Annotated in this window: 22 protein-coding genes and 1 pseudogene; 4 read left to right on the forward strand and 19 right to left on the reverse strand. The window is 31.6% G+C overall.

Annotation, left to right across the window (positions count from 1 at the left end):
* Positions 1-255: 255 nt before the first annotated feature.
* The gene (locus AABL85_RS09495) at positions 256-1,047 is read right to left on the reverse strand and encodes a DNA alkylation repair protein (RefSeq protein WP_341309912.1); all 792 of its coding nucleotides are present in this window, start codon (positions 1,045-1,047) and stop codon (positions 256-258) included.
* A 110-nt stretch (positions 1,048-1,157) separates the two neighbouring features.
* Entirely contained in the window at positions 1,158-1,793 is a 636-nt protein-coding gene (locus AABL85_RS09500; protein WP_341309913.1) for a peroxiredoxin-like family protein, read from the reverse strand.
* A gap of 91 nt (positions 1,794-1,884) precedes the next feature.
* Between AABL85_RS09500 and AABL85_RS09505 the strand changes: the two genes are divergently transcribed.
* Positions 1,885-2,229: a helix-turn-helix domain-containing protein gene (locus tag AABL85_RS09505; protein WP_341309914.1), complete on the forward strand. Its 345-nt coding sequence runs from the start codon at positions 1,885-1,887 to the stop codon at positions 2,227-2,229.
* An 18-nt stretch (positions 2,230-2,247) separates the two neighbouring features.
* Here the strand turns inward: AABL85_RS09505 and AABL85_RS09510 are convergent, their stop codons facing one another.
* The 12 genes and pseudogenes from AABL85_RS09510 to AABL85_RS09565 all read right to left on the reverse strand — a co-directional run bounded on the left by AABL85_RS09510 (position 2,248) and on the right by AABL85_RS09565 (position 12,995).
* Positions 2,248-2,910: a VOC family protein gene (locus AABL85_RS09510; protein WP_341309915.1), complete on the reverse strand. Its 663-nt coding sequence runs from the start codon at positions 2,908-2,910 to the stop codon at positions 2,248-2,250.
* A 109-nt stretch (positions 2,911-3,019) separates the two neighbouring features.
* On the reverse strand, positions 3,020-3,595 hold the full coding sequence (locus AABL85_RS09515; RefSeq protein ID WP_286415689.1) for a hypothetical protein: 576 nt from the start codon (positions 3,593-3,595) through the stop codon (positions 3,020-3,022).
* Positions 3,596-3,723: 128 nt separating this feature from the next.
* On the reverse strand, positions 3,724-4,395 hold the full coding sequence (locus AABL85_RS09520; RefSeq protein ID WP_341309916.1) for a DUF6304 family protein: 672 nt from the start codon (positions 4,393-4,395) through the stop codon (positions 3,724-3,726).
* A 70-nt stretch (positions 4,396-4,465) separates the two neighbouring features.
* Positions 4,466-4,951 (reverse strand): hypothetical protein, encoded by a 486-nt coding sequence (locus tag AABL85_RS09525; RefSeq protein ID WP_341309917.1) that lies wholly within the window; start codon positions 4,949-4,951, stop codon positions 4,466-4,468.
* Between the two features lie 85 nt (positions 4,952-5,036).
* The gene (locus AABL85_RS09530) at positions 5,037-5,399 is read right to left on the reverse strand and encodes a VOC family protein (protein WP_341309932.1); all 363 of its coding nucleotides are present in this window, start codon (positions 5,397-5,399) and stop codon (positions 5,037-5,039) included.
* A 30-nt stretch (positions 5,400-5,429) separates the two neighbouring features.
* Positions 5,430-6,062, reverse strand: coding sequence for an ATP-binding cassette domain-containing protein (locus AABL85_RS09535; RefSeq protein ID WP_341309918.1), 633 nt, complete (start codon positions 6,060-6,062; stop codon positions 5,430-5,432).
* Positions 6,043-6,948, reverse strand: coding sequence for a hypothetical protein (locus AABL85_RS09540; protein WP_341309919.1), 906 nt, complete (start codon positions 6,946-6,948; stop codon positions 6,043-6,045). Before AABL85_RS09540 ends, AABL85_RS09535 begins: the two co-directional genes overlap by 20 nt.
* 152 nt (positions 6,949-7,100) lie before the next feature.
* Entirely contained in the window at positions 7,101-7,637 is a 537-nt protein-coding gene (locus tag AABL85_RS09545; RefSeq protein WP_341309920.1) for a hypothetical protein, read from the reverse strand.
* A 177-nt stretch (positions 7,638-7,814) separates the two neighbouring features.
* Positions 7,815-8,648 (reverse strand): tetratricopeptide repeat protein, encoded by an 834-nt coding sequence (locus AABL85_RS09550; protein WP_341309921.1) that lies wholly within the window; start codon positions 8,646-8,648, stop codon positions 7,815-7,817.
* Positions 8,649-8,836: 188 nt separating this feature from the next.
* The gene (locus tag AABL85_RS09555; RefSeq protein ID WP_286415696.1) at positions 8,837-9,076 is read right to left on the reverse strand and encodes a hypothetical protein; all 240 of its coding nucleotides are present in this window, start codon (positions 9,074-9,076) and stop codon (positions 8,837-8,839) included.
* A gap of 145 nt (positions 9,077-9,221) precedes the next feature.
* Positions 9,222-10,730, reverse strand: a complete 1,509-nt coding sequence (locus AABL85_RS09560) for a Fic family protein (protein WP_341309922.1) — start codon at positions 10,728-10,730, stop codon at positions 9,222-9,224.
* 307 nt (positions 10,731-11,037) lie between these two features.
* A pseudogene (locus tag AABL85_RS09565) lies at positions 11,038-12,995 on the reverse strand (DUF2075 domain-containing protein).
* Between the two features lie 536 nt (positions 12,996-13,531).
* Here AABL85_RS09565 and AABL85_RS09570 point away from each other — a divergent pair.
* Positions 13,532-14,188, forward strand: coding sequence for a DUF6266 family protein (locus tag AABL85_RS09570; protein WP_341309923.1), 657 nt, complete (start codon positions 13,532-13,534; stop codon positions 14,186-14,188).
* Between the two features lie 647 nt (positions 14,189-14,835).
* Here AABL85_RS09570 and AABL85_RS09575 read toward each other — a convergent pair.
* Together AABL85_RS09575 and AABL85_RS09580 are read right to left on the reverse strand one after the other, a co-directional pair.
* Positions 14,836-15,756, reverse strand: coding sequence for a hypothetical protein (locus tag AABL85_RS09575; protein ID WP_341309924.1), 921 nt, complete (start codon positions 15,754-15,756; stop codon positions 14,836-14,838).
* Between the two features lie 235 nt (positions 15,757-15,991).
* Positions 15,992-16,471, reverse strand: a complete 480-nt coding sequence (locus AABL85_RS09580) for a hypothetical protein (RefSeq protein WP_341309925.1) — start codon at positions 16,469-16,471, stop codon at positions 15,992-15,994.
* Positions 16,472-16,523: 52 nt separating this feature from the next.
* On the opposite strand from AABL85_RS09580, the gene AABL85_RS09585 reads away from it, so the two are divergent.
* Both AABL85_RS09585 and AABL85_RS09590 read left to right on the forward strand, forming a co-directional pair.
* Complete coding sequence (locus AABL85_RS09585; RefSeq protein WP_341309926.1) at positions 16,524-17,240, forward strand: DUF1963 domain-containing protein; 717 nt, start codon at positions 16,524-16,526, stop codon at positions 17,238-17,240.
* Between the two features lie 102 nt (positions 17,241-17,342).
* A complete protein-coding gene (locus tag AABL85_RS09590) occupies positions 17,343-18,473 on the forward strand; it encodes an erythromycin esterase family protein (protein ID WP_341309927.1) in 1,131 nt (376 codons plus the stop codon).
* Between the two features lie 170 nt (positions 18,474-18,643).
* Here AABL85_RS09590 and AABL85_RS09595 read toward each other — a convergent pair whose 3' ends face one another.
* The 3 genes from AABL85_RS09595 to AABL85_RS09605 form a co-directional block, all read right to left on the reverse strand.
* Positions 18,644-19,057: a hypothetical protein gene (locus tag AABL85_RS09595; protein WP_341309928.1), complete on the reverse strand. Its 414-nt coding sequence runs from the start codon at positions 19,055-19,057 to the stop codon at positions 18,644-18,646.
* A 142-nt stretch (positions 19,058-19,199) separates the two neighbouring features.
* Positions 19,200-19,946 carry an outer membrane beta-barrel protein gene (locus tag AABL85_RS09600; protein ID WP_341309929.1) on the reverse strand — a complete coding sequence of 249 codons (747 nt, stop codon included), beginning with the start codon at positions 19,944-19,946 and terminating at the stop codon, positions 19,200-19,202.
* Positions 19,947-20,095: 149 nt separating this feature from the next.
* The coding region (locus tag AABL85_RS09605; RefSeq protein ID WP_341309930.1) for a T9SS type A sorting domain-containing protein at positions 20,096-21,468 on the reverse strand (1,373 nt) is incomplete at its 5' end.

A 21,468-nucleotide genomic window follows, 5' to 3' on the forward strand; every position in this document is an offset into this window, starting at 1 on the left:
CCCTTATTTTTATCAAAAACACAAAAATTAAACATAAATCGTAAACAATAATTTATTTTCAAACAATAACAAAATTAATAAGTCAGTATAATTTCATTTTTAAATTTATATCTGAATAAAAAGTATTAAAATACGATAACAAAAAAGTAAAAAACAACATTAACAATTCACATAACGTCAATTATTGACATTAAAGAAATCTCATAAAAGAGCAAGACCATGAATTTTTATTTAAAAAATATATTTATTTGTAATCTACAGACTTCGCTTAGCCTTCTTTATTATGTATTGAATACTCTTAGAATTATAGTGAGTTTCCCATTTATCACAGACTTCTAACACAAAAACAGGTTGCGTTTTAGCAGCATCATTTAGCCAATTACCTACACTATCCATCACATACTTAGACGAATCCTCTTTTAAGGCTTCTAATAAAGGAAGGCCTATTTCTGGATTTTCTTTTAATTTATCAATATGCTTACACCATACTCCTCTAGGACGTGTAGACTCAGTTACAAATCTTCTTATATATTCATTCTCATCCTTAGTCCAGGTAAGTAATATTGTTATACTCTCTTCTAACTTATCTATAATATCAGCACGCACAGCCATCCAACAGATCTCTCTAACCCCAAAATGTCCATCCGCAGCAAAGTATTTAATTTCTTCTAGTTTCTCATTTATATTTAATGTATCATTATAACCTATAAAATAAGTCGCCCAACATCGTACTAAATCACTTTTATGCTTTTTTAATAATTCAAACAATTCTCTATCATCATTTTCCTTTGCTAAACAGTACAAAGTGTAACCTATACACTGATTAATAGAATTTACTGTTGGCTTTTTTATGCTTTCTATTGCATCTAATACGATGCTTATGTACACATCTTTTTTTAAATCTAACAATACATATTGGACGAGTTGCCTTTGATCAATTGCTAACCACTCTGTCAAATTCACACTTGATAACTCTCCTTTATTTAACAATACTAAGACATCTTCAGGAATGTCTTTGATTGATCTTGCTCCTTTTCTATTTTCCATAATGAATGATTCTTAAAACAAAATAAAGCTCAGAAGAGCTTTATTCTTTATATAATGTACTTTTTAAATTTACTAATAAACTATCCTAAGATAAATATACTAACTAAGTATTATAAACTATTCACTATTTCACTCAAATCTAAACGATTACCATAATTTACATCCATATATCTAAAGCTAATTCTTCCTTCATCATCTATTAAATAAACAGCTGGTATATTTAATTCTGTCTTTTCTGTTTGATTCAAATGTTTTAGATCTATTCCAAGCATCTCATAATGAGGCTGTACAAAATCTTGTAGTTCAAATTTGATATCTAAGGCATTACCTAATACTAAGTTTTTATCTTGAACAATTGGAAAAGACATCTTAACCTCGCTCTTCCAATCTTTAAGTAGCTCTATACTCATTGGAGACACTACGATCACCTCAACGCCTTTATCTTGTAACGTTGGATAATAACTCATTAAATGAGCTATCTCTATATTACAAAAAGGACACCAATTTCCTCTTACAAAACTAACTAAGGTCTTCTTACCTTTAAACAAATCAACAATAGGAGTCTGCTGATTACTTTCTGTCACTACCTCTACTGAAGGAAACATCATTCCTACTTCTGATGTTGTTCCAAAACTTTTTGTTTGTAAATCCATAATAGAATTACCAAAAGCATTCATAGTTTCTACAGGCACTTGAGACTGCATACCTTGAGTTATTGTATCTAAAGCTTGTTTTATTTCTTTCATATTAAAGTCTTATTTTTGCAAAGATGATAATCACTTTATTATCATACAATACCGCATATATTCACCCCATAGGGATAAAAAAGTCACTTTTATGAATACAAAGGCACGAACAATAGAAGAAAAAATTTGTCCACTTGAATTTGCAGTGAATGCCATCAGTGGGAAGTGGAAAATCCCCATCGTTTGGCAGATTAACCAAGGGCATAAACGCCCAAGCGAAATGCTTAAAGGAATTATGAAAGTAGACCGCCGCGTGCTTAATCAACAACTAAAAGAATTAGAACAAGATGGAGTTCTGTATAAAATAAGCTATAATGAACTTCCTCCAAGAGTAGAGTACCTCCTTACTCCACTAGGAGAACAATTAGTAGAAGTATTATGGAAATTAAATGCCTGGGGAGAGACCTTATTAAAAGAAAAAGAGACTACTGAATAGTCTCTTTTATATTTTTTATTAATATAGCTCTTTACTCTTTAAAGCAATCATCATTTCATTATCCTCTACGATCATCTCAGTGTTAGTAAACTTAGCAGGGATGTTCGTAGGATACCAGTTGCGATCAGGTGTCACCATAATAATCAAACCTTGATCATCTCCCAGTGCCAAGAACTGTTCTGTAGGTTCTGCTTTTTTGAAATAACTTAAATTGTATTCTTGAATTAACTTCTCTGCCGACTCCATTGGCTTCTCTACCACTACACCTATCTCGCTAATACACGTAATCTGTACAGGATCAAAAGGCCCATTCAATGAAAGCAAAATATCCTCTCTCGCTATAAACTCTAAGATATTCCCGTTATTATCAGTAAAATAAATAGACTTCGCCTTCCATGTTTCAAAATTAGTAACCAAATTCCCTTCTATGTTCTCTATTAAATCAACATGCTCTCTTGACCAGATCAATGCTTCTTCTATCTGATTAGAAGGAATATTAAAAGCAAAGTGATATACATTGACAGGAGTATCCACCTCTTTAAACGTAAGAATAGTTTCTCCTGCTTGTACAGCGAAGCTCCCTTTCACCTCTTCAATAATATCAAAGCCTAATACTTCTGTATAAAACGCTTTTGTTTCTTTTAATTGATTTGTTTCTATATCTAAATTTACTATATACATCTTCTATTCTTTTTTTATAAAACAAATATCCTTAAATAGACTCATACTTACATATTAATTCCTCAACATTTATTTATTTCTAAATAGATAAAGATTATTAATCTCTTACTTACCTTATATTACTATAAAGCATATATGTATTATAGTACATCTCTCCGTACTTACTATCACTTAGCAAAAAATCAAAACCAAAAATACAATCATACTTAACTTCTCCTGATTTTGCTTCATATTTCTGAGCCAAAACTGTTACCTCTTTCTCATTAAATAAATGTATCTCTAGAGTAGATCGATCTATATCCATTGCAGCAACAGCTTGCATCTCTTTACCATCAAACAACAGCGGTATACGTACTTCATTTAATTCTAAACTTTCAATATAGTTTATTCTATTTTGACTCAAGTCATACTTCGTAGTATGTTTCTTTTGAAACCAAAAATTATCGATTCCAGCACGTTGTTCATCAAGACTATATCTAAAGTCTTTATTTAAAAAAGCAATTTTATCTTTAGCAGAGTCATAATGATAACGATGTTGTCTTACTTCTGCATCATTTAAAGAAGCAGTAATTAATTCTTCCGCAACTAAAGTATACTCATTGATAGGTCTACGCTTCTTATCTGCGTTTTTCTTATAAAAAACTACACCTCCTATAATTAAAATAATCAACAACAGATACATCATTACCCAAAACTTAAACTTGTTCCTCTAACTTAACATATAACAATAAAAAACTATCACCTATTTACTCCTACTTTTTTTTCATTCTGTAGTATCTATTGTAATAATCATTTCTATTCAAATCACCTCATCTATCTATAAGCTCCACCATTTCCTCTTACCTCAAACTCTTCACAACAATTTATCTCTTGTACCCATTCAATAAGATCGCTTTCATCTACACATAAATCACCATAATCTTCCTTATTACCTACTTCAATATACTTTTGCTTCATATGCTTAAAACACATCATTGTACCAAAAGAACTATTTCCATAAATACTATAATCTCCATATAAGCAACCATAACAATTCATTAATGAATATCCCTGAGGCAATTGATCCTTCAATTGATCAAACGCAATCTCAACAAATCCGCTCTTCCCTACCAAAACCTTTTCCTTCCACGTCAATTCAATCCTAACTTCTTCATGAAAACTTGTAGTATTGGATTCTATATTGCTACCATGACTAAAGCACATCATTAACTCTACAGGTTCTGTAAGCCCATTTGCTGACAATAAGTATTGAGATACCGTAAATTCAAATTGACAATCTGTCAAACAATTATCTAAATCTGAGGCGATAGTTATCCATGTACTATCAATAGTTTCCTCTCCTAAATCCCCTTGATAACCCAAATCAGTAAACTCTCTTCCTTTAAAAAGTAATCCATCTATTTCTACAGAGAGATATTCTCCATCATTATGTATTTCTATAGGAATACTCTTATTCTTATGTGTATAAATACCCTTATAAATCATAGCAATTTAAAATTCGAACAATAAAAAAAAACTAAAAAGGCAAACCAATACTTGTAACAGTCTAATCCTACTATTTACTATGACGGCTTTCCCAACCACCAGATTTTTTAGTTTTAGGCTTGATATGATCTAAAGGCTTTCTTTGCGGTTCTTCCTCATATTGTTTTTCTCTCACAAAAACACCTTCATTCCAACAAAATCTAAGAAAAAATAACAGTAAAAAACCTATTGCTAGAACTATAGCCCACAGGATAGAGCTTTTTCCCATAACATATACGGAACCACCTAACATAATCATTCCCATATACTGCATAGGTATCCAAAAAAGAGTATGGTTATTCTTTTGAATATAGTACTGTTGTTCCTCTTCATTAAAAATGAACTTCTCTTTATTCCAGATAGAACCAAGAAGCCAGTTTACTATACCAGCAATACTTAAAGCAAGTACAAACCGATATTCATTCCCCATATCTCTAGGAAAAACACTTTCCCCTATCACTATAGAAATACCAAAAATAACTACTCCAACTATCCCTCTACCTGACCATACTAACATCTATAATACGTATTACTTAAAATACCAACTAATTAAAACAAAATTAAATCAATTTCTTAAATTAGGTTTATCTCTTTTGGATACTTTACATAGCAGTACACAATTCTATTAAGAAGCCATTATTATCCAATACATACCCTACCGTTTGTCCCCAAGGTTTTATTGTCATAGGCTCATATACTGTACCTCCTGCCTTTTCTACCTTCTGTATTGCTAATGCTACATCATCCACTACAAATCCTAACTCGATCCCAAAAGGTTTCTCTTTATTCACCTGTTGATATCCTTTACTCAAATTACTACTTGCCAACTCTACTTGTGCAAAAGCAATCGTAGTATCTCCTGATACCAACTCTCCATAATCAGCCTCCGGAGTAACGAACTTACGTACAAATCCAAATGCCTCTTCATAAAACCTTACAGTAGTCTCCACATCTACCACATACATGATGGTATAACTATATTTTATCATTTCTTTCTATTTAAAAAATTCTTCTTCTATTTCTTTAAAACCCTCTTGCTCATAGCATTTGACGCCTCTATTCTTTATCATAAAAATAGCTTGACAATGTTTATATAACACATCTGCTATATGAGAAGAAATAAATACAATACTCTCTTGAGACAGATGATCTAGATACTTCATCAAATAATAATTAGCCTCTATATCTAGCCCATTAAAAGGTTCATCTAGTACATACATCTTATACTCTTTCTGAAGTACAGCATTGAGATAGACCTTTTTCTTCATCCCTGTAGAGAATTCCTTTATTAGCTTATCTGTAGGCAACTCAAATAACAATTGATTACCCTGTCTTTTTTGTTGTATTAAATGTTGGTAAAAAGTATAAAACTCCTCTGCTGTTAACTCATCATATACAGCAGGTTCGGCACCACACCACCCTACTTCTTGCAGAGAAAGAATCTTGTCATTTAATTCAACAGTTCCTTTATATTTTTCTAAACCAAGCATACATTTAAACAGCGTAGTCTTTCCCTCTCCATTTTTCCCCATTACCCCATAAATGCCAGGTTTATCTATAGTAAATTGAATGTCTTTTAGAACAAGATGATTACCATAGCTCTTTTCTTTAATATTTACTTTCAACATTCTTTATCTGATTTAATTGACGAATTGCTCGTTTATATAAAAAAGGCATTGCTAATAGCGGTAAACCTATTCCTATAAAGCAACTTGCTATAAACAATTGATGTTTTAATTCACTTGTATAAAAATAATACTTTAATACCGTGTTACACATTGGTAAAACTAGAACTAGTACTCCCCAAAACACATAATTCCAATCAAATGACAATACTAAAACCAATAGTAAAATGGGCATTATAACTAGTAAAGAATTAAACATCTGAACTTTTACCTGTTGCTCTAAATACTCTCCCCCACTTAGTACACTTGTCATAATCTCTATTTCCCTTTCTCTTTTAAAAGTTGGCACCATTGTTAAGATTCCTGCTAAGATAAAACTCCCTATAACCAAGTTTTCATTACTGTGTTTCACTCCCATTACACTAAACAAAATCACTATAGGCAATATCCACAACAATTTAAACTTCCTAAAACTAATCCTCCAAAAGGGATCTACTAAAGAAAAAGGATACTTAACCACTGCTGATTGTTTCTTTGGGATAAAAGACAAGAGGTAGTATAACACAACTACACTCCCCAATCCTACATACTCTTGTTTTACTACCAACACGAGTAGAAAAGGTAAACTATAAACCAAATACTCTAGCCATAACACTACACGATAATGTTTATATACTTTTAATAACTCTATATCTAATCTACCCAAGTGATATAGAATAGCATCTATAAATACAAAATAAAATATACCTTTTACTATGGCGTAATTAAAATAGGCTAATACCGCAGTACCTATATAAAGCCCACAGATCAACATCATCGCTATATAGTCTCCTTTAGACACATATTTTCTAAATCGTATTTCTAGTAAATACTTCAAGAGAGTTAGCATATCTTCTATTTAGTTTATACCACAATATAAGTATTATAAACGTTCTATTCGTTACATACAAAAACAAAAAAAGTCGAAGCACAAACTTCGACTTTTTTTATATCTTTTTATTAGTTACTGTGTACTGTTAACAGTGCACTGTAAACCAACTCCTATCCCTCAAAATCGCCACAATCGTGAACATCAAAAGACTCTAATAAACTCTTTAAAGTATAAAAGCCTGCAGGTCTATACAACTCTTGATCAATTACCTGTCCTTTTACAGTTAATTGATACACAGGATAATCATCTACTCTTTCAAAAACGAACTCATTTAATGGAGTATGTATGGTTATCATTTTATCCTTCTCCTCTATTTTAGTAATCTTATAAGAGATCTGCGTTTGAATATCACATGCATTCATTAAGTTTATCATCTCTCCATCTATAATAATATTAGCAACATCACAGGCGTAGCAAGTTCCTCCAAACTCTAATCCATACTTCTTAGTCACTTCTTTAGCCTCCTTATCACTAATCTCCATCGGAACTAATAACTCACTTTGTAACTGCTTTATTTTCTCACTTTCAGTAGCAGACACTGTCGTCTCCATACCAGTCTGTTCTACAGCTTTCTTCTCAGTTGTATTATTCTCCTTGCAGCTCATCGTTATAGCTACTATACATATCAGCATTAATGCTCTTTTCATACCTTCTATATTTTCAGCAAATGTAGATATTATTACAACTAAACAGTACCCCTAAAAACAACTAATTTGAATACTTTTCTTAATCCAAAATCAACATTAGACAGCAACTATACAAAAACAAGCCTGAATTAGTAACAAAAATATATTGTAATACTAGAACTATTAAGTAGTATTTAATTAACGTTGGCTCTTGGGCTTTATCTGATAAGGATATAATTCATACATAGCATTCGCTTCATTGATAGAGTATCCCTTCTTATTATATTCCACGAATAACTTAAATGTATCATTTGCTACATTATCTTTTTGCTTATCTTGACAAAGAGCTTTATAATAATAGGCATCCGAAAACTCTTTATACTCCTTAATCGCCATATCAAAATAGTCAATTGCTTCTTGATATAATTCCTGTTCATACTTGACAATCCCTAGATAAAACAGATCAACATGGTGTATATCCTGAAATACCTCTTTCTGCTTCTCTACTGCTCTTAAAAAATATTGTTCTGCTGTAACAAATTCATTCAATTGCAAATAAGACAGCCCTATATAAAAAGTATATGTGTGATCCATTTCATACCTATCTCCCCAGCGGGATAAACATTCCTCAAAATCTGCAATTGCATCTTTATACGTTTTAAGGAACACACATTTAATAAAAGCTCGATAAGGCAAATAACGCTTCACATCATAGCGTACAGCTTTATCTAAATATTCCATACCTACCTCATACTTCCTATTTTTAAAATAAGGCATTGCTTTTTGTTGCCATAGATAAGCTATAGTACTATCCTTCTTAAGCCCCTCATCTAAATTGGTTTGCCACTTATTCATATCTAAATAGTAGTTATACTGATGAGCACCATTAGTAGCATATTTAGCAATAATACTATCTTGCTTCACTGCTTGCGCCTCACTAAGTTGGCGTTCTTCAATATACTTCTGCTTCTCTACAGATGGTTGACATCCTACTAATACAAATAATCCAAAGACGATAAAAAGATATTTCATAACTATCTACATCTAATTTAGTTATTTAAAAATACTCATTTTTAAAATAATAAACATATAATCAAAAGCAACTATACAAAACAAGCCTGAATTAGTAACAAAAGCATATTGTAGTACAACTAATAAAAGAGCTATGAAATAAAGTTGCTTTGTAACATTGGACTAATACGTATTTTACGTTAAACTACTTATTCATTTTTCTGCATTAGTTCTATCTTATACATAATTAAATCTATTGCTTCATTTCTCCAAATAATATCCCCATACTCTACAATAGCCTCACTATCTATAAAAATCCCTGTAGGATTGCTCCAACACAGCCATGCTATCATTTCATCTCGTGTCCAAGTAGATAACTCCTCATTAATCTCTACTGGAGACATACCACAAATCCTATAATTAGGATGTAAATAAGCTTCTATATCCATAACTAAGTATTTTATAATTAAACACTTAATCAACATCAAATAACATTCCAAATTAATGAGTAATAGAAGAATTATCATCATATACCCATAAAAAAAGCACTGTTTATGACAGTGCTTTTTTTATGGGTATATCTTCTAAATATACTTATATCTCATTAATCTTTTTGACAATCAATTCGCAAGTATAATCACTAATAGCTTTTATATCCTGCGCTTCTAATTGCTGATCATATTCTTTCTCGAATACAGTACCATTGCCTAAGTCTATCACATAAGTCACTTCAGTAAACACACAAGTTAAACCTACTTCTATAGCTTCTGCTCCTTCTATTAGTTTGAATCCAGCTAAACGGATAACAGATTGTATACCTTCTGCTCTATCCCATACAATAATTGGATTACTTAAATCTATTTCATTAGAAATCTCTTCTAATACCACATCCTCTTCTATAACTATCTCGTCCTCACCACTCTCATCTTCAGCTACAACACTTTCTTCCTCTACTGCCTCTTCCTCCTCAATAGTCATAGGCTCTTCTACTACTACTTCCTCTTCACCAGCAATAGACTCCTCTTCTTGGTGCTCTATTGTTTCAGAAAGTAGTTCTTCTTCAGTTAACTCTTCTATCTCCTGTTCTGAAACATCTAAAGTATACTGTCCTATAATCTCTTCAAATAGGTCTCCAAAACTCTCTGTTACCTTATTCTCGACTTCTGTAAATAAAGGGCGTATCGAATGAGTAAATATAGAATCTAGCCATGCCACTGATCTTACTTTACTCTGCTCCTCCTCTTTTGCTTTTAGTTGGCGCTTAAGCATTTCTATTTGATTGTAGAACTTTTCAGACTCTTCAATAGATTTACCCTCTTGTATATCTACAACCATCTGTTGTGATCGAAGAATTTGCTGACCTATCAATCCAAACAAATCGTCTTTTGCTCCTTCATAACGCAGTACATCAGCGATATACTGATGATAAGCATCAAGTTCTTTATCGGTAATCCAAAATGGCATATAGACAAACGCAATCAAAATCTGATTACTCAGCATACGAGCAATAAGCCCATTTCCTTTCTCAAAAGGACTAATCTTCAAGAAATCTACGTGAAAATTCAATGCTACATCAATAGGGTGAGGCGCATATTTCTTTCCTTTCAGTATATAATCAATAGCTTCATTTGTACGATTGATTAGTTCTTTCATTTCTGATTTAACATCAGCTACACCTACATACGCATACCTATCCCCCTTATAAGTCACCATTTCATTTGGCTCTTGTTTCCACTGCCCTAATGCTACTCTCTTCTCACTATTCTCTTCATACATCAATTTTGAATGAAGCTCTTTAATATACTTTTCTGACAGATGTACCTCTACTACACTACCTCCTAAGATATCTTTTAAAACCTCATCGTGCTTCTTGACTTCCATCAAATCACTTAAAGGTTTATTATCTACCTTAACTATCCCATCTAGCATGCTGCGTATCTCTTCCTTTGTCAATGTATTTCCCTCAGCACTTGTAGAATAATAATTACACTCCAAACGATACTTTTTAGACAATACCGAGAACTGTTCACTATTTAATCCACCTTGAGCTTCTACCTCCTGCTGTAAGTTATCTATCTTTATTTTTACTTCTGTATAAGTCATCTTCACTGATTAATTTAAATCTATATACCTGATTCTATTATCCTTATAAAAACAATGTATATAACCTCGCTATTTCTAATCTCACACTCGTTATTTAGCACAAAATACAAATAGCTAAACAGCCCTCTAAGTCCTATTGTTTACTACAAAAACAACCTTCTTATAAACTGCTCCTTTTCGGCAGGCGAAGGTAAGAATTATCCCTCATCCTAAAAAATCATGTAGTATACTATTTAGATAATATTCTGAGAAAAATAAGCTTTAAATTCTTAACGCTAAACCAGTACACTTACTCCTTCACTTACTTTTAAAGAATTTTTATTCCACACTCCTTTAAATATTCAAAAGTCTGATCATAATACACTTTAGGTCGTGTATGGTCAGTATCATCAACATTTGGGACAAATATCACCATTCCTTGTCTTGCTCTGGTTAAAAGTACTCGATAAGAATTTAATAAATAATCTTTATTATCTTCTGCCATTTCGCCCCCTTAAAACTTTGATAATTCCAGTTATTGCCAGTATAATACAGATTAATATCCCATGCCACACAAGTATAATCTATTTCTAAACCTTGAATATCAAACTCTGTCGCAATATCTTCTAAATAATAAGATGAACGTACATCATTCATATCATTTAGAAACCAATCTGCAGGTTTTATCTCATTTTTGACATTTATGCCTTCGTTTTTTAATCTCCTTGCTCCTGAACTAGCTATTAAACCTATTCTCTCTGATCCCTTTGACTTCTTTTTTAACCAGTCTTTTGCTAATGACAAATTACGAGTAAGAACAATAGGATAATTGTCTTTTAATAGAGTATAAACCTCTATTGCTTTTTTACTTTGATTAGCCAAAACATATTGTACAAATAAAGAAACCTGTTCACTTCTAAATGATCGGAGTGATACTTCTAAATGAAGACCTACTTCCATTTTTCCTTTTCCTTTTAACCAATCTATTAATTCTATATTATCTAAATAAGTACTACTGTCACTTAAAATCTTATTAGAATAATAGATATTCCAATCATTAAAGTTATTTTTCAAAGAGTATAACCATTCTGATATTCCAGCTTCTCCAGTATTAATCTCCTGTCCTCCTCCTATTAAACAGATTATTGTACACCAATCCTCGTGTCTATTCATTACACTAATTAAATACTCTGGTTCTGACATTTCAAAATTGTCTATACCTTTTTTTGTTTTCATAAATTTTGAAACTTGTTCTTTCTTCCAAGCTCTTTGAGCTTCGTCGAAAATGACAACTTTTTCAATAGGTGCTTTATATGTTTCTAAATTATCATCTCTAAAATGATGTATATTTTGAATAAATGCTTTTGCTTCTCTAGTAGCATCTGTGCGTGTCAATTTTTTACTACTGAATTTTGCTACTTTAATCGAATCTCTTATTAATGCTTCCCTTAATACGTCAACCAAAGGACCATTACCTGATAAAAACACCGCATGTTCTGACTCATCAGATTTTAATCTCTCATTTGCTATATTTAATCCAGCCAATGTTTTACCTGCGCCAGGCACACCAGTTAAAAAACATATAGACTTTTGTTTTTTAATCTTGGCATCATCTATAATTTTATTTATAACCAAGCTAGTTTGATATAAATTAATTGCTCCTGCATCACTTCGAGAAATATCTTTAACATTATGCCCTTTATATAAAGCTTGGGCAGCTTCTATAATAGTTGGTGTTGGTTTATATCTACTTTCATTCCATTTGTCAACATTTAACTTATCTGATATTTTAATTTCCCTTAAAGCTTTCTGTAGAATATTTTTAAAATTTTTCTCATTACATAAAATACATTCTTCTAATTCTATAACTTTTTGAATATTACTGACCACGTTAGGCCCTTTTGTAGCAATTAAAATAGGTATAACACTTTTATTATGACTTTCTTCATGAAAATTCAACAAGTCTAAACAATAGTCTATTGTCTGATTCTGTGCTTCTTTAGTAAATTTATCTTCACCTACTTTAAATTCTAATACAAAAATGATATTGTTTATCAACAATATATTATCAACTCTTTTTCCCATTCGGGGTATAGAGAACTCAAAATATATATTACCTTCAACATTAATAAGGTTTTCTTTTAAAAATCTAATCTGTTGGATCCATGCTTTTTTCTGTAAATCCTCTAAATCATGTTGATGATTCCTAGCTAATTTTCCAAAAACAAGATCTATATCTTCTCTTATAAAATCTTTAATTTCTACTTGATAATAACTTCTTTTCATTTATCCTAGATTATTTTCCCTTTACTTTTGTTATTAAAACTACTATTTTTCTAGTTTAGAAAGCTAAAAAAAAGTGTTTCTATTCAGTTTTTATCAAATATAGTTATTGTCGATAAAAACTATTACGGTTTTCCATAACCACTATCTCACCATTCAAAAATTACACCCTATTTTATTCTTCAAAAAAACACCCTACCTTTCACCATATCAAAACATTACCCAGATAAGAAGTCGTTTTATAATAAAAAGTTATGTATGGTTGAGGATAGACTGTATCTAGCTTTAACTGAAGTCCTTCAACACTTCTTCAACAATACTCCAAGATTGCTCTAGGAGAGAGGTAGTTTGTTGAAGGAATCTTGAAGAAGTATTGAGGCAGTGTTGAAGAAATAAAAAACAATATAAAGAGGCGATAGTATCAAGAATCAAAGTTTTAAAGCAATATATCCTCCCTATTTACAGATAATATCTTTGATTTCTTTATTTTATAAGCAACTGATTATCTATACCTTGTATAGAAACTAAAAACGATAATTATGGCAGAAATTAAAGAAGGTATCCTAGGTGGTGTACAGGGTAAGGTAGGTACAGTAGTTGGATATAAATACAGAGGAAAGAATATAATAAGAAGCTTAGCTCCAAAAAGTAAAAAAGAAGCGAGTGAAAAACAGATTATACAGCGAAGTAAATTAACGGTAGTAGTCAAATTTTTAAAAGAGATAAAGGATTTTGTCAACAAGCATTACCCTGTATTGGAAACAGAGAATAAGACTAAAACAGGCTATGATCAGATTCGATCTGAGATTATGAAGAACGGAGTATTTCTGATTGATAATATGATTCATATTATTCCTCAGAGGGTATTGCTATCCATAGGGGTACTAACCCCTGCGGCGATACAGAAGATTAGCTTTTTAAAAGAGAATAAGGTAAAAGTCAAATGGGATGATTCATTCATTAATTCGTTGACAAATACTGATGATCTATTGACGATGATTGCTTTTAACGATGAGCTTAATACTTTCTATATCGCTGAGAGTATTGGACAAAGAGCAGATAAACACACTCATTTTGAGCTTCCTGCTAATTGGCAGACGGGTACTATTCACTTCTGGAGTGTGTGGAAATCTGCTAATCACACTATGCACAGTACTAGTGTATATCATGTACCTATAGAGTTACCCCGCAAATGAGATGATCCTACTAAATCTATAGATAAAAAGTAATGTAGTAAAGACTAAATCAAAACACATTCACTACTTATTTTTAAAGATAGAGTTCTTTGTTCTAATTTTATGAAGAACTCTATTTTTTTAATACCCACTCGTATTAATTATAAGAAAAAAGTATATACTATTTCTAGAGTTTTATCAATTCGTTTATACTTGAATAATTGGAAAAAGAAAAATACCAACAATTACTTTTTATAATTCAAGTAGATAATATAGTCACTTTTAAATCAATCCTGGCAGAATGAATAATAACGAATAGCTCACTAGATATATGTAGTTCGTTATTTGCTATAAAAAAGTATCATTAGCACAAACTTTAACACTAAACTGTATTATCAAAACTAAAAAATCACAAAATAACATGCTTTTTTTATATCAATGTGTAATAAACACACCTAAAAGTCTTTTTATTGCAATTTTAATTTGTTTAAACTTGTTACATTTGCACACTTTAGAAGCTCATCTTCTAAAAAGATAATATATTCGCAATAGAAGCTTATAATACATTTGCTTTAACGAATTAGGGAGCGATTAAAAACTCCTAACAAAACACACCACTGATTTAGCCTATTAGAATGCCTCTTGTTATTGAGGCATTTTTATTTTGTTTAGGGTTTGCTTTGTGTCATACACTTTTCATATAAACTAAGAATATTTATACGAGGTGCAACTGCCGATAAGACTTTATACTTTTCTTCTTCCTTATAATAGATATAGGCTTCTGTAAATCGCTGTACGAAATAGGACGTTAAAAAAGAATCTTCTTTTTGTTCTTTTACTAAAAATGGAGATGTCTTCTGATTAGCTGTAGAACACTTTTGTCTGAGTTGGGGTAGCGTACTAATACTAACATTGCGTTCTCTGACCAGATTTAGGTTATAAAACTCTTCTGTCATCTCTGGCTCTATCGTTAGTTTATCATTATTATTCACGCTAAAACTATACCTATACCCCTTAGCATCATCATACTTCAGTACAGTATTGTATTCGTATTGAAGAATATTAATCAATTTGTCTTTATTCTGATTTGGCACAAAAAGCAACTTCTGATTAGAGACTACTTCCTTGTGCTCTACCTCTCCTGTCAATAGGATATCTACTGTGATATTGAGTTCTACATTCTTATTATAGATATAAGGTTGATCAAAGCTTATCACGGGATAAAAAGAAACATCAGCTTGATAATCCCAAGTGTGCTTAGCAATACCTGACATTACAATCTCATTACTTTCATTTAATATGGCTATACACACATTCCAATCTGAGGTATTTGAAGTCTGATAAGGAATAAGATATACAAAATGAGAGGAAGTAAGTGTGCTTTCTTTAAGAGCAATATTGTCAAAATCCACGTATTGGTAATAGGTATCAATATCTAAATGAGTCATGATGAGCTCTACACTTCGCTGTAATTCATTAGATTCTAGAGTCTCAATGGGTTTAAGGGTATATATGTATTCTTTCCTAGCATAAATATAATTTATACTGATAAGGAAAAGAAACAAAACCACACGATATAAAACCTTCATTAACTTAAATTAAACACCTATACGCAACTCATTAACTAATTTAACAAATATATACGTTTTTACTAAGCTAAAAACACCTAATACTAAATATTTTTTTAACATTTATGTGGTAAAGTCTGTCCTATTTTTAAGTGAATCTTTTAATTGGTATTTATATCACTATACTTCATTCCATAGTATACCTATTTGCTCTGCGATAGCGATAAAAGAAAGGATTAAAAAGAAGGTTATTCTATCATGATCTAGGTTTGACCATATCTGTCAGTAAATGCACTCCCTTACTATAGTTATACAATCTAAAAGAAATAAAAATATAGATCAACAATGTAGTTAATAAGGGCATTAGACTATAATGCAAAGTGTAAATAATAGACTCCCTCATAGAATATGTACTCCATGAAGCTTCTCTATCCATAAAAACACTTAGACACTGTAAAAACCATAACCCCAAAAGTAGAATACTGTGAATAATAAGCTGAACACTAAAACGCGGAATCTTATGAATAAAAATCAGTATGGAAATATATAAAATACCTGCAAATAAAGAACCTAAGAAGATGTCTTGAAAGAAACTAAACGCAATATCTCCTGAAGGCTGATCTTTAAAAGAATACATCGCAATACTAGTCTGTGTAAAAGAAGTGATGATAAACAATAATCCATAATAGATAAGATTGTTCCACTTTTTAGTTATTTTTTGTTTATTCTGGTTCATCTTGTTAAAATGACTATTTACTATATTGCTACATATTTCAAAAACGAATCCAATGTACGATAAAACATTTGATATTATAAAATTTTCTGCTGATAAACGTCAGTATATCCCAGCTTCTCTAGGAAGACAAAGTTGGATGAAAGAATCTGATGTATTACACACAGAGATAGATATTCCTTTAGGACAATCTCGCTATGGCGGACCAGTAATAGACTTACCTCCTGGAGTAGATCATCCACAAGGATTATACTATGCAGGCCAAATAGATTTAGCGGCATGCTCTCCACATGATAAAACAGGATTATTACCCAAAACAGGGCAACTCATCTTCTTCGCAGACATTATGACCGATACTGGTAAAGTTATCTATACTGATATTCCTAACCAACAATTGGTAAGACATATCGTAGAGCATGAGGACAATTTCTTCTATGGCGTTCTTATCAATGAAATCAGTGCTGATACAGAGCTATTCTCTGATCGATATAGAGAGCCTGAGGATGAATATGAAGAAGACGATGTAGATGAGGATGGAATGTACTGGGATTATTTCGGAGGAACCTATCTCTCAAAAATATTCGGTATATTCACTCATTGCCAATTAGGTAAGGAAGAGGTAGAAGAGTTTATTCATTCTGATAAAGTAGTACTGTGGCAGATAGGAGAGAACAACTTTAATGACGATGGAGTATTCAGTGTACTAATCAAAGAAGAGGACTTAAAAAACCGAGACTTTGACAACTGTGAGTTCTATTGGGCACAGTCTTAAAAGGAGAGTCAAAATAGAGAAGTAAATACAGATGTAATATAATTTTAAAGATATTTCCTTGTTAAAATAAATTATTTTTAAGGCTAAATCAACCAACAAATTATGACAATAAAAAGAACTTTATTAAGCTTGTTCATACTGGCTTCCTTAACAAGTATAGCACAAGATAAAGAAGTTATTCCTTTCTCTTATAACAAGAATAGCAATCAATATAAAGGACTCTCTCCTATCACTAATGCTATAAAAGATCATACAATAGTGGCACTAGGTGAAGGAACACATGGTACTAAAGAGTTCAATGATTTAAGAGTAGAGTTAATCAAGGACTTAGTCACTAATCACAACTATAGAATTATATCTTTTGAAAATGCCTATGGGGATACCTATATGATTAATAAGGTTATTAACTCTAATGGAGATCTACAAAAAGAGATGAAAACAAACTTAGTCTCTGTATGGCAAACAAAGGAGATAGAGAATCTATTCTTATGGATAAGATCTTATAATAAAAAGAATAAAGACAAGATTACGCTAACTGGTGTTGACACCAATTTTCTTCACAATAGCGCCTTGATTCTATTAAGTGAAAAAGATTTAGCACGTAATAAAACATATTATGAAAGCTGTTTAAAATTATCTGAAGCAGCTAAGGATCTTGATTATAATTGGAAGAAACCCAATGATGAGGCTTTTGAGAAAGACTATGACAACTTAATCAAAGTAGGTACACAGGCTTTTCAATTAGCAAAAGAAATGACTACTAAATACGGTGATAGACTTTCTACAGATGCAAAGATTGCATTATACAATTTAGAACTAGGATTTAGAATGTTATATGAAGTTGGCCAAAGAAATGAAAGTTATACTCGAGATTATGCTATGGCTGAGATAGCCATGAGAACACAGTCTTTATATAACCAAAAGATGGTTATCATTGCTCATAATGGTCATATTGGCCTTACTCCATCTTTTATTGACCCAATGGGAGAATACATCAAAAAGCAATATGGTGACCAGTTTTACTCTTTAGCAACTTTTACTGCACATGGTACCTTCAGTGCGATGAACGATAATATAGATGTAAAAGAAAGCAAATACGATTCATATGACTTACCTACAGTACAAGATAATTCATTAGAACAACAGATGGAGCAGTACACTGAAAAGAACTATTTTGTCAACTTTAAAAATACTCCTTCAAGTATATTTGATACACCTAAAAAAATGAATTAGATAGGGTATAAAATAATGACTCAAGAAGAACAAACAAAATACATGACTATTCCTAATGTGAAACTAAGAGAACACTTCGATGGTTTTATCTTTATGAATACAACGAACGCTTCAGAACATTTTTAATTATTAAAAAGCCTACTAGTAAAATACTAAGTAGGCTTTTAAAATTATTTTTTATCAATACATTTTACTAGTGATTCAAAAGCTTTAGTATCTACTTTTAACTTTTTAAAGTCAGGCTCCTCTGGGTCGAGGGCATTCATAGATTGATATATTCCATCGCGCTGAGGTTGTATAATAAACCAAGACACAACACTTTCTACCATCTGAGGTTTCTTAGGATCTTCTGATAAATTATTTCTGACATACACTTTAATAATCACAGTTCCTCCTGTAGTATCCTCTATTCTTACATAATAATCCTTATTGGGATATTCGAAATCACTATGTTTTATTATTTCAGCTAATTGAGTATTACAATCTTGCTTTACTATACTTGTTTTCTCTTTTGCGAATACACTTATACTACATACCAAAAGAAATAGGGTAAAACAACTTCTTATAGCTTTTCTCTTCTTCATAAATCTCCAATTTTATTATTCCTAACCTAGTAAAAGTAATTATTTCAATTGAAGAGTCATACAAATAACAGTCTAAATTATCCTATTTTAATAGTTTGTATCTTTTTAGGATACAAAAAAAGCTGTCGATTGACAGCTTTTTTTAAAGAGTTGAAGTAAACTGAGTACTTCTCTTTTTGGTTTTACTAAAATTAAATGAGTACTTCAATTTAATTCCAAGATTATAATTCTTATACGATACTTTCTCTACTGTCTGCTGAAGAGAAGAATTGATCAAAAGAGGATTATCTAGTTCTCTATCATATCCAATGAATGAGGTCTTCGCTGTACTTGTAGGTTGCTCTACATCTTTCGCAAGATTGTTTAATCCTATATCGAAGTACATGCCTATATATAAAGAACTCTCATCTGACAACAACTGCTTCACTCCTATCTCTGCCACATAAGCCCAACGATTCTTAAGTTCTACTTCATTCTTCTCTGCAACTCCCTTAAACTCTCCAAACCCAACAAAACTTGGTTCAAATAATTCAACATCATATTCTGTATAATATCCTGAAGTTCTCAAGGAAGTCATCTTAGTACGAGACACTGCATCCTCTAATTGTAACCCATAAGATACTCCTGATTTCACAAAGAAACGTACTGACTCACCCGCTGTCTCATATTGTAACATCAGAGGAATATTTAACTGCTTCACGGTTACTTTCTCTTTTAGATTTTGACCTTGATACTTTAGAATAAAAGCATCATTATCTCTATCCACTGTACTCAAGTTTCCTTTAAAACTATTCACTCTAGACTGAGTGTGGTACTGTGCATAATTAGGCTCTATGTGAATACTAAAGTTTTTACTTAAATATTGACCATAGCCTATTCCTATATTCAAACCATTTCCCACTACTGCTCTTGCGCCATTATCATTACCATAAGACTTAGAAAAGTGAGGAGTAAAGAAAACCCCCCATTTCTTGTGCTGTAGAAGTATAGTAGCTCATCAGAGCTACTATACTAATATAAATTATCTTCTTATTCATATTACTTAATTGTAAATCGTATTGTTTGTTTTTTACCATTGATATCTATTACTGCTAGGTAAATTCCTGAACTTACTTGACTAGGGATTACGATGCGGTTTTCACCAGTAAACAATTCTTGTCTATAGATAAACCTTCCATCCACTGTTAAGATTTCAACTCTACCATTCTCAAACTGCTCTGGACTGTATTCTACCATAATATTAGTAGTCATATCACTAGATGAAACAGGGTTAGGATATAGTTTAATCTCTTTACTAGCTTCTTCATAAATATCAATACGAGTACTGTGTATTTCCTCCCCTGTATTGGTTCTTACTACTAAATAGTAATTGTCTTTAGGATCTAGTTTATTTTGTCCTCCTTGTCCTACAGAGTAACTCTGCTTCTTACCTACAACAACTCCATTCTTATACCACTGATAACTGACAAATGTATATCCTCCATTAGTAGAAGGGTTATTATTCAGTAATAGTGTATTTTGGAATTTCTGTAAAATAATCAGTCTATCTTCAATAGGTTTAATCAGCTTAATAGTATACGTTTTCGTAGTTTTACCATCTTCTGAAGTTACAGTTACCTTTGTATAATAAACTCTAGGATCACTTGTATCAACAATAAATGAATCAGGTACATTTAATGAAGAATACTCTGAGAATGATACTACTCTTACTTCTGCATCATTTCCTTCTGCCGTTGGTTCTAATGTATACTCAATAACTTCTCCTGGGTTTTTGAACGAAATACCATTAATTAAAAACTCGTGAATAGCAGCATCTTTACTAGGAACACGATCTTCTTTAATTTCAAATTTCGCCTCAAGTACTAAGTCATTATAGTTAATACCACCATTGATTCTAGCGATTGCATTATAAATCCCTACCTCAGTTTGTTTTGCTTTTTCGTACAGAACAGAAACTCCTGTAGGTAACTCTCCTATAATCTCAATTATTTGCTCTTGCTTATTATAAGAAACCACTTTATCTACAAAACTTATTCCTGTAATATTAGCTTTACTAATGCTTAATACTGTTTCTAAAACTAAATCTTCGTAATTATTACCTCCTTTAAGAATAGCTTTTGATTTATAATCACCTGCATTAGTTCCAACATTATTTTCATAAGATACTTCTACCCCTTCTGGTAATTCTCCTGAAACTTTAACCTCTTGTGGGTTACCATTATAAACTACTGTTTTACCGTTGAAAGCAACATTATTAATAAGTGCTTTGGTAATCGTTACTGTTGATGTTAAAGTCAAGTCTTCGTAGTTATTACCACCTTTGACAATTGCTGTTACCGCGTACTCTCCTGCTTCGGTTGGTGCTTCTGTTAATACATCACCTGCCTTATTTTTATAAGTATAGTCAACAT

It is taken from the genome of Myroides odoratimimus, from assembly GCF_038039805.1.
GTDB classification, from domain to species: Bacteria; Bacteroidota; Bacteroidia; order Flavobacteriales; family Flavobacteriaceae; genus Flavobacterium; species Flavobacterium odoratimimum_B.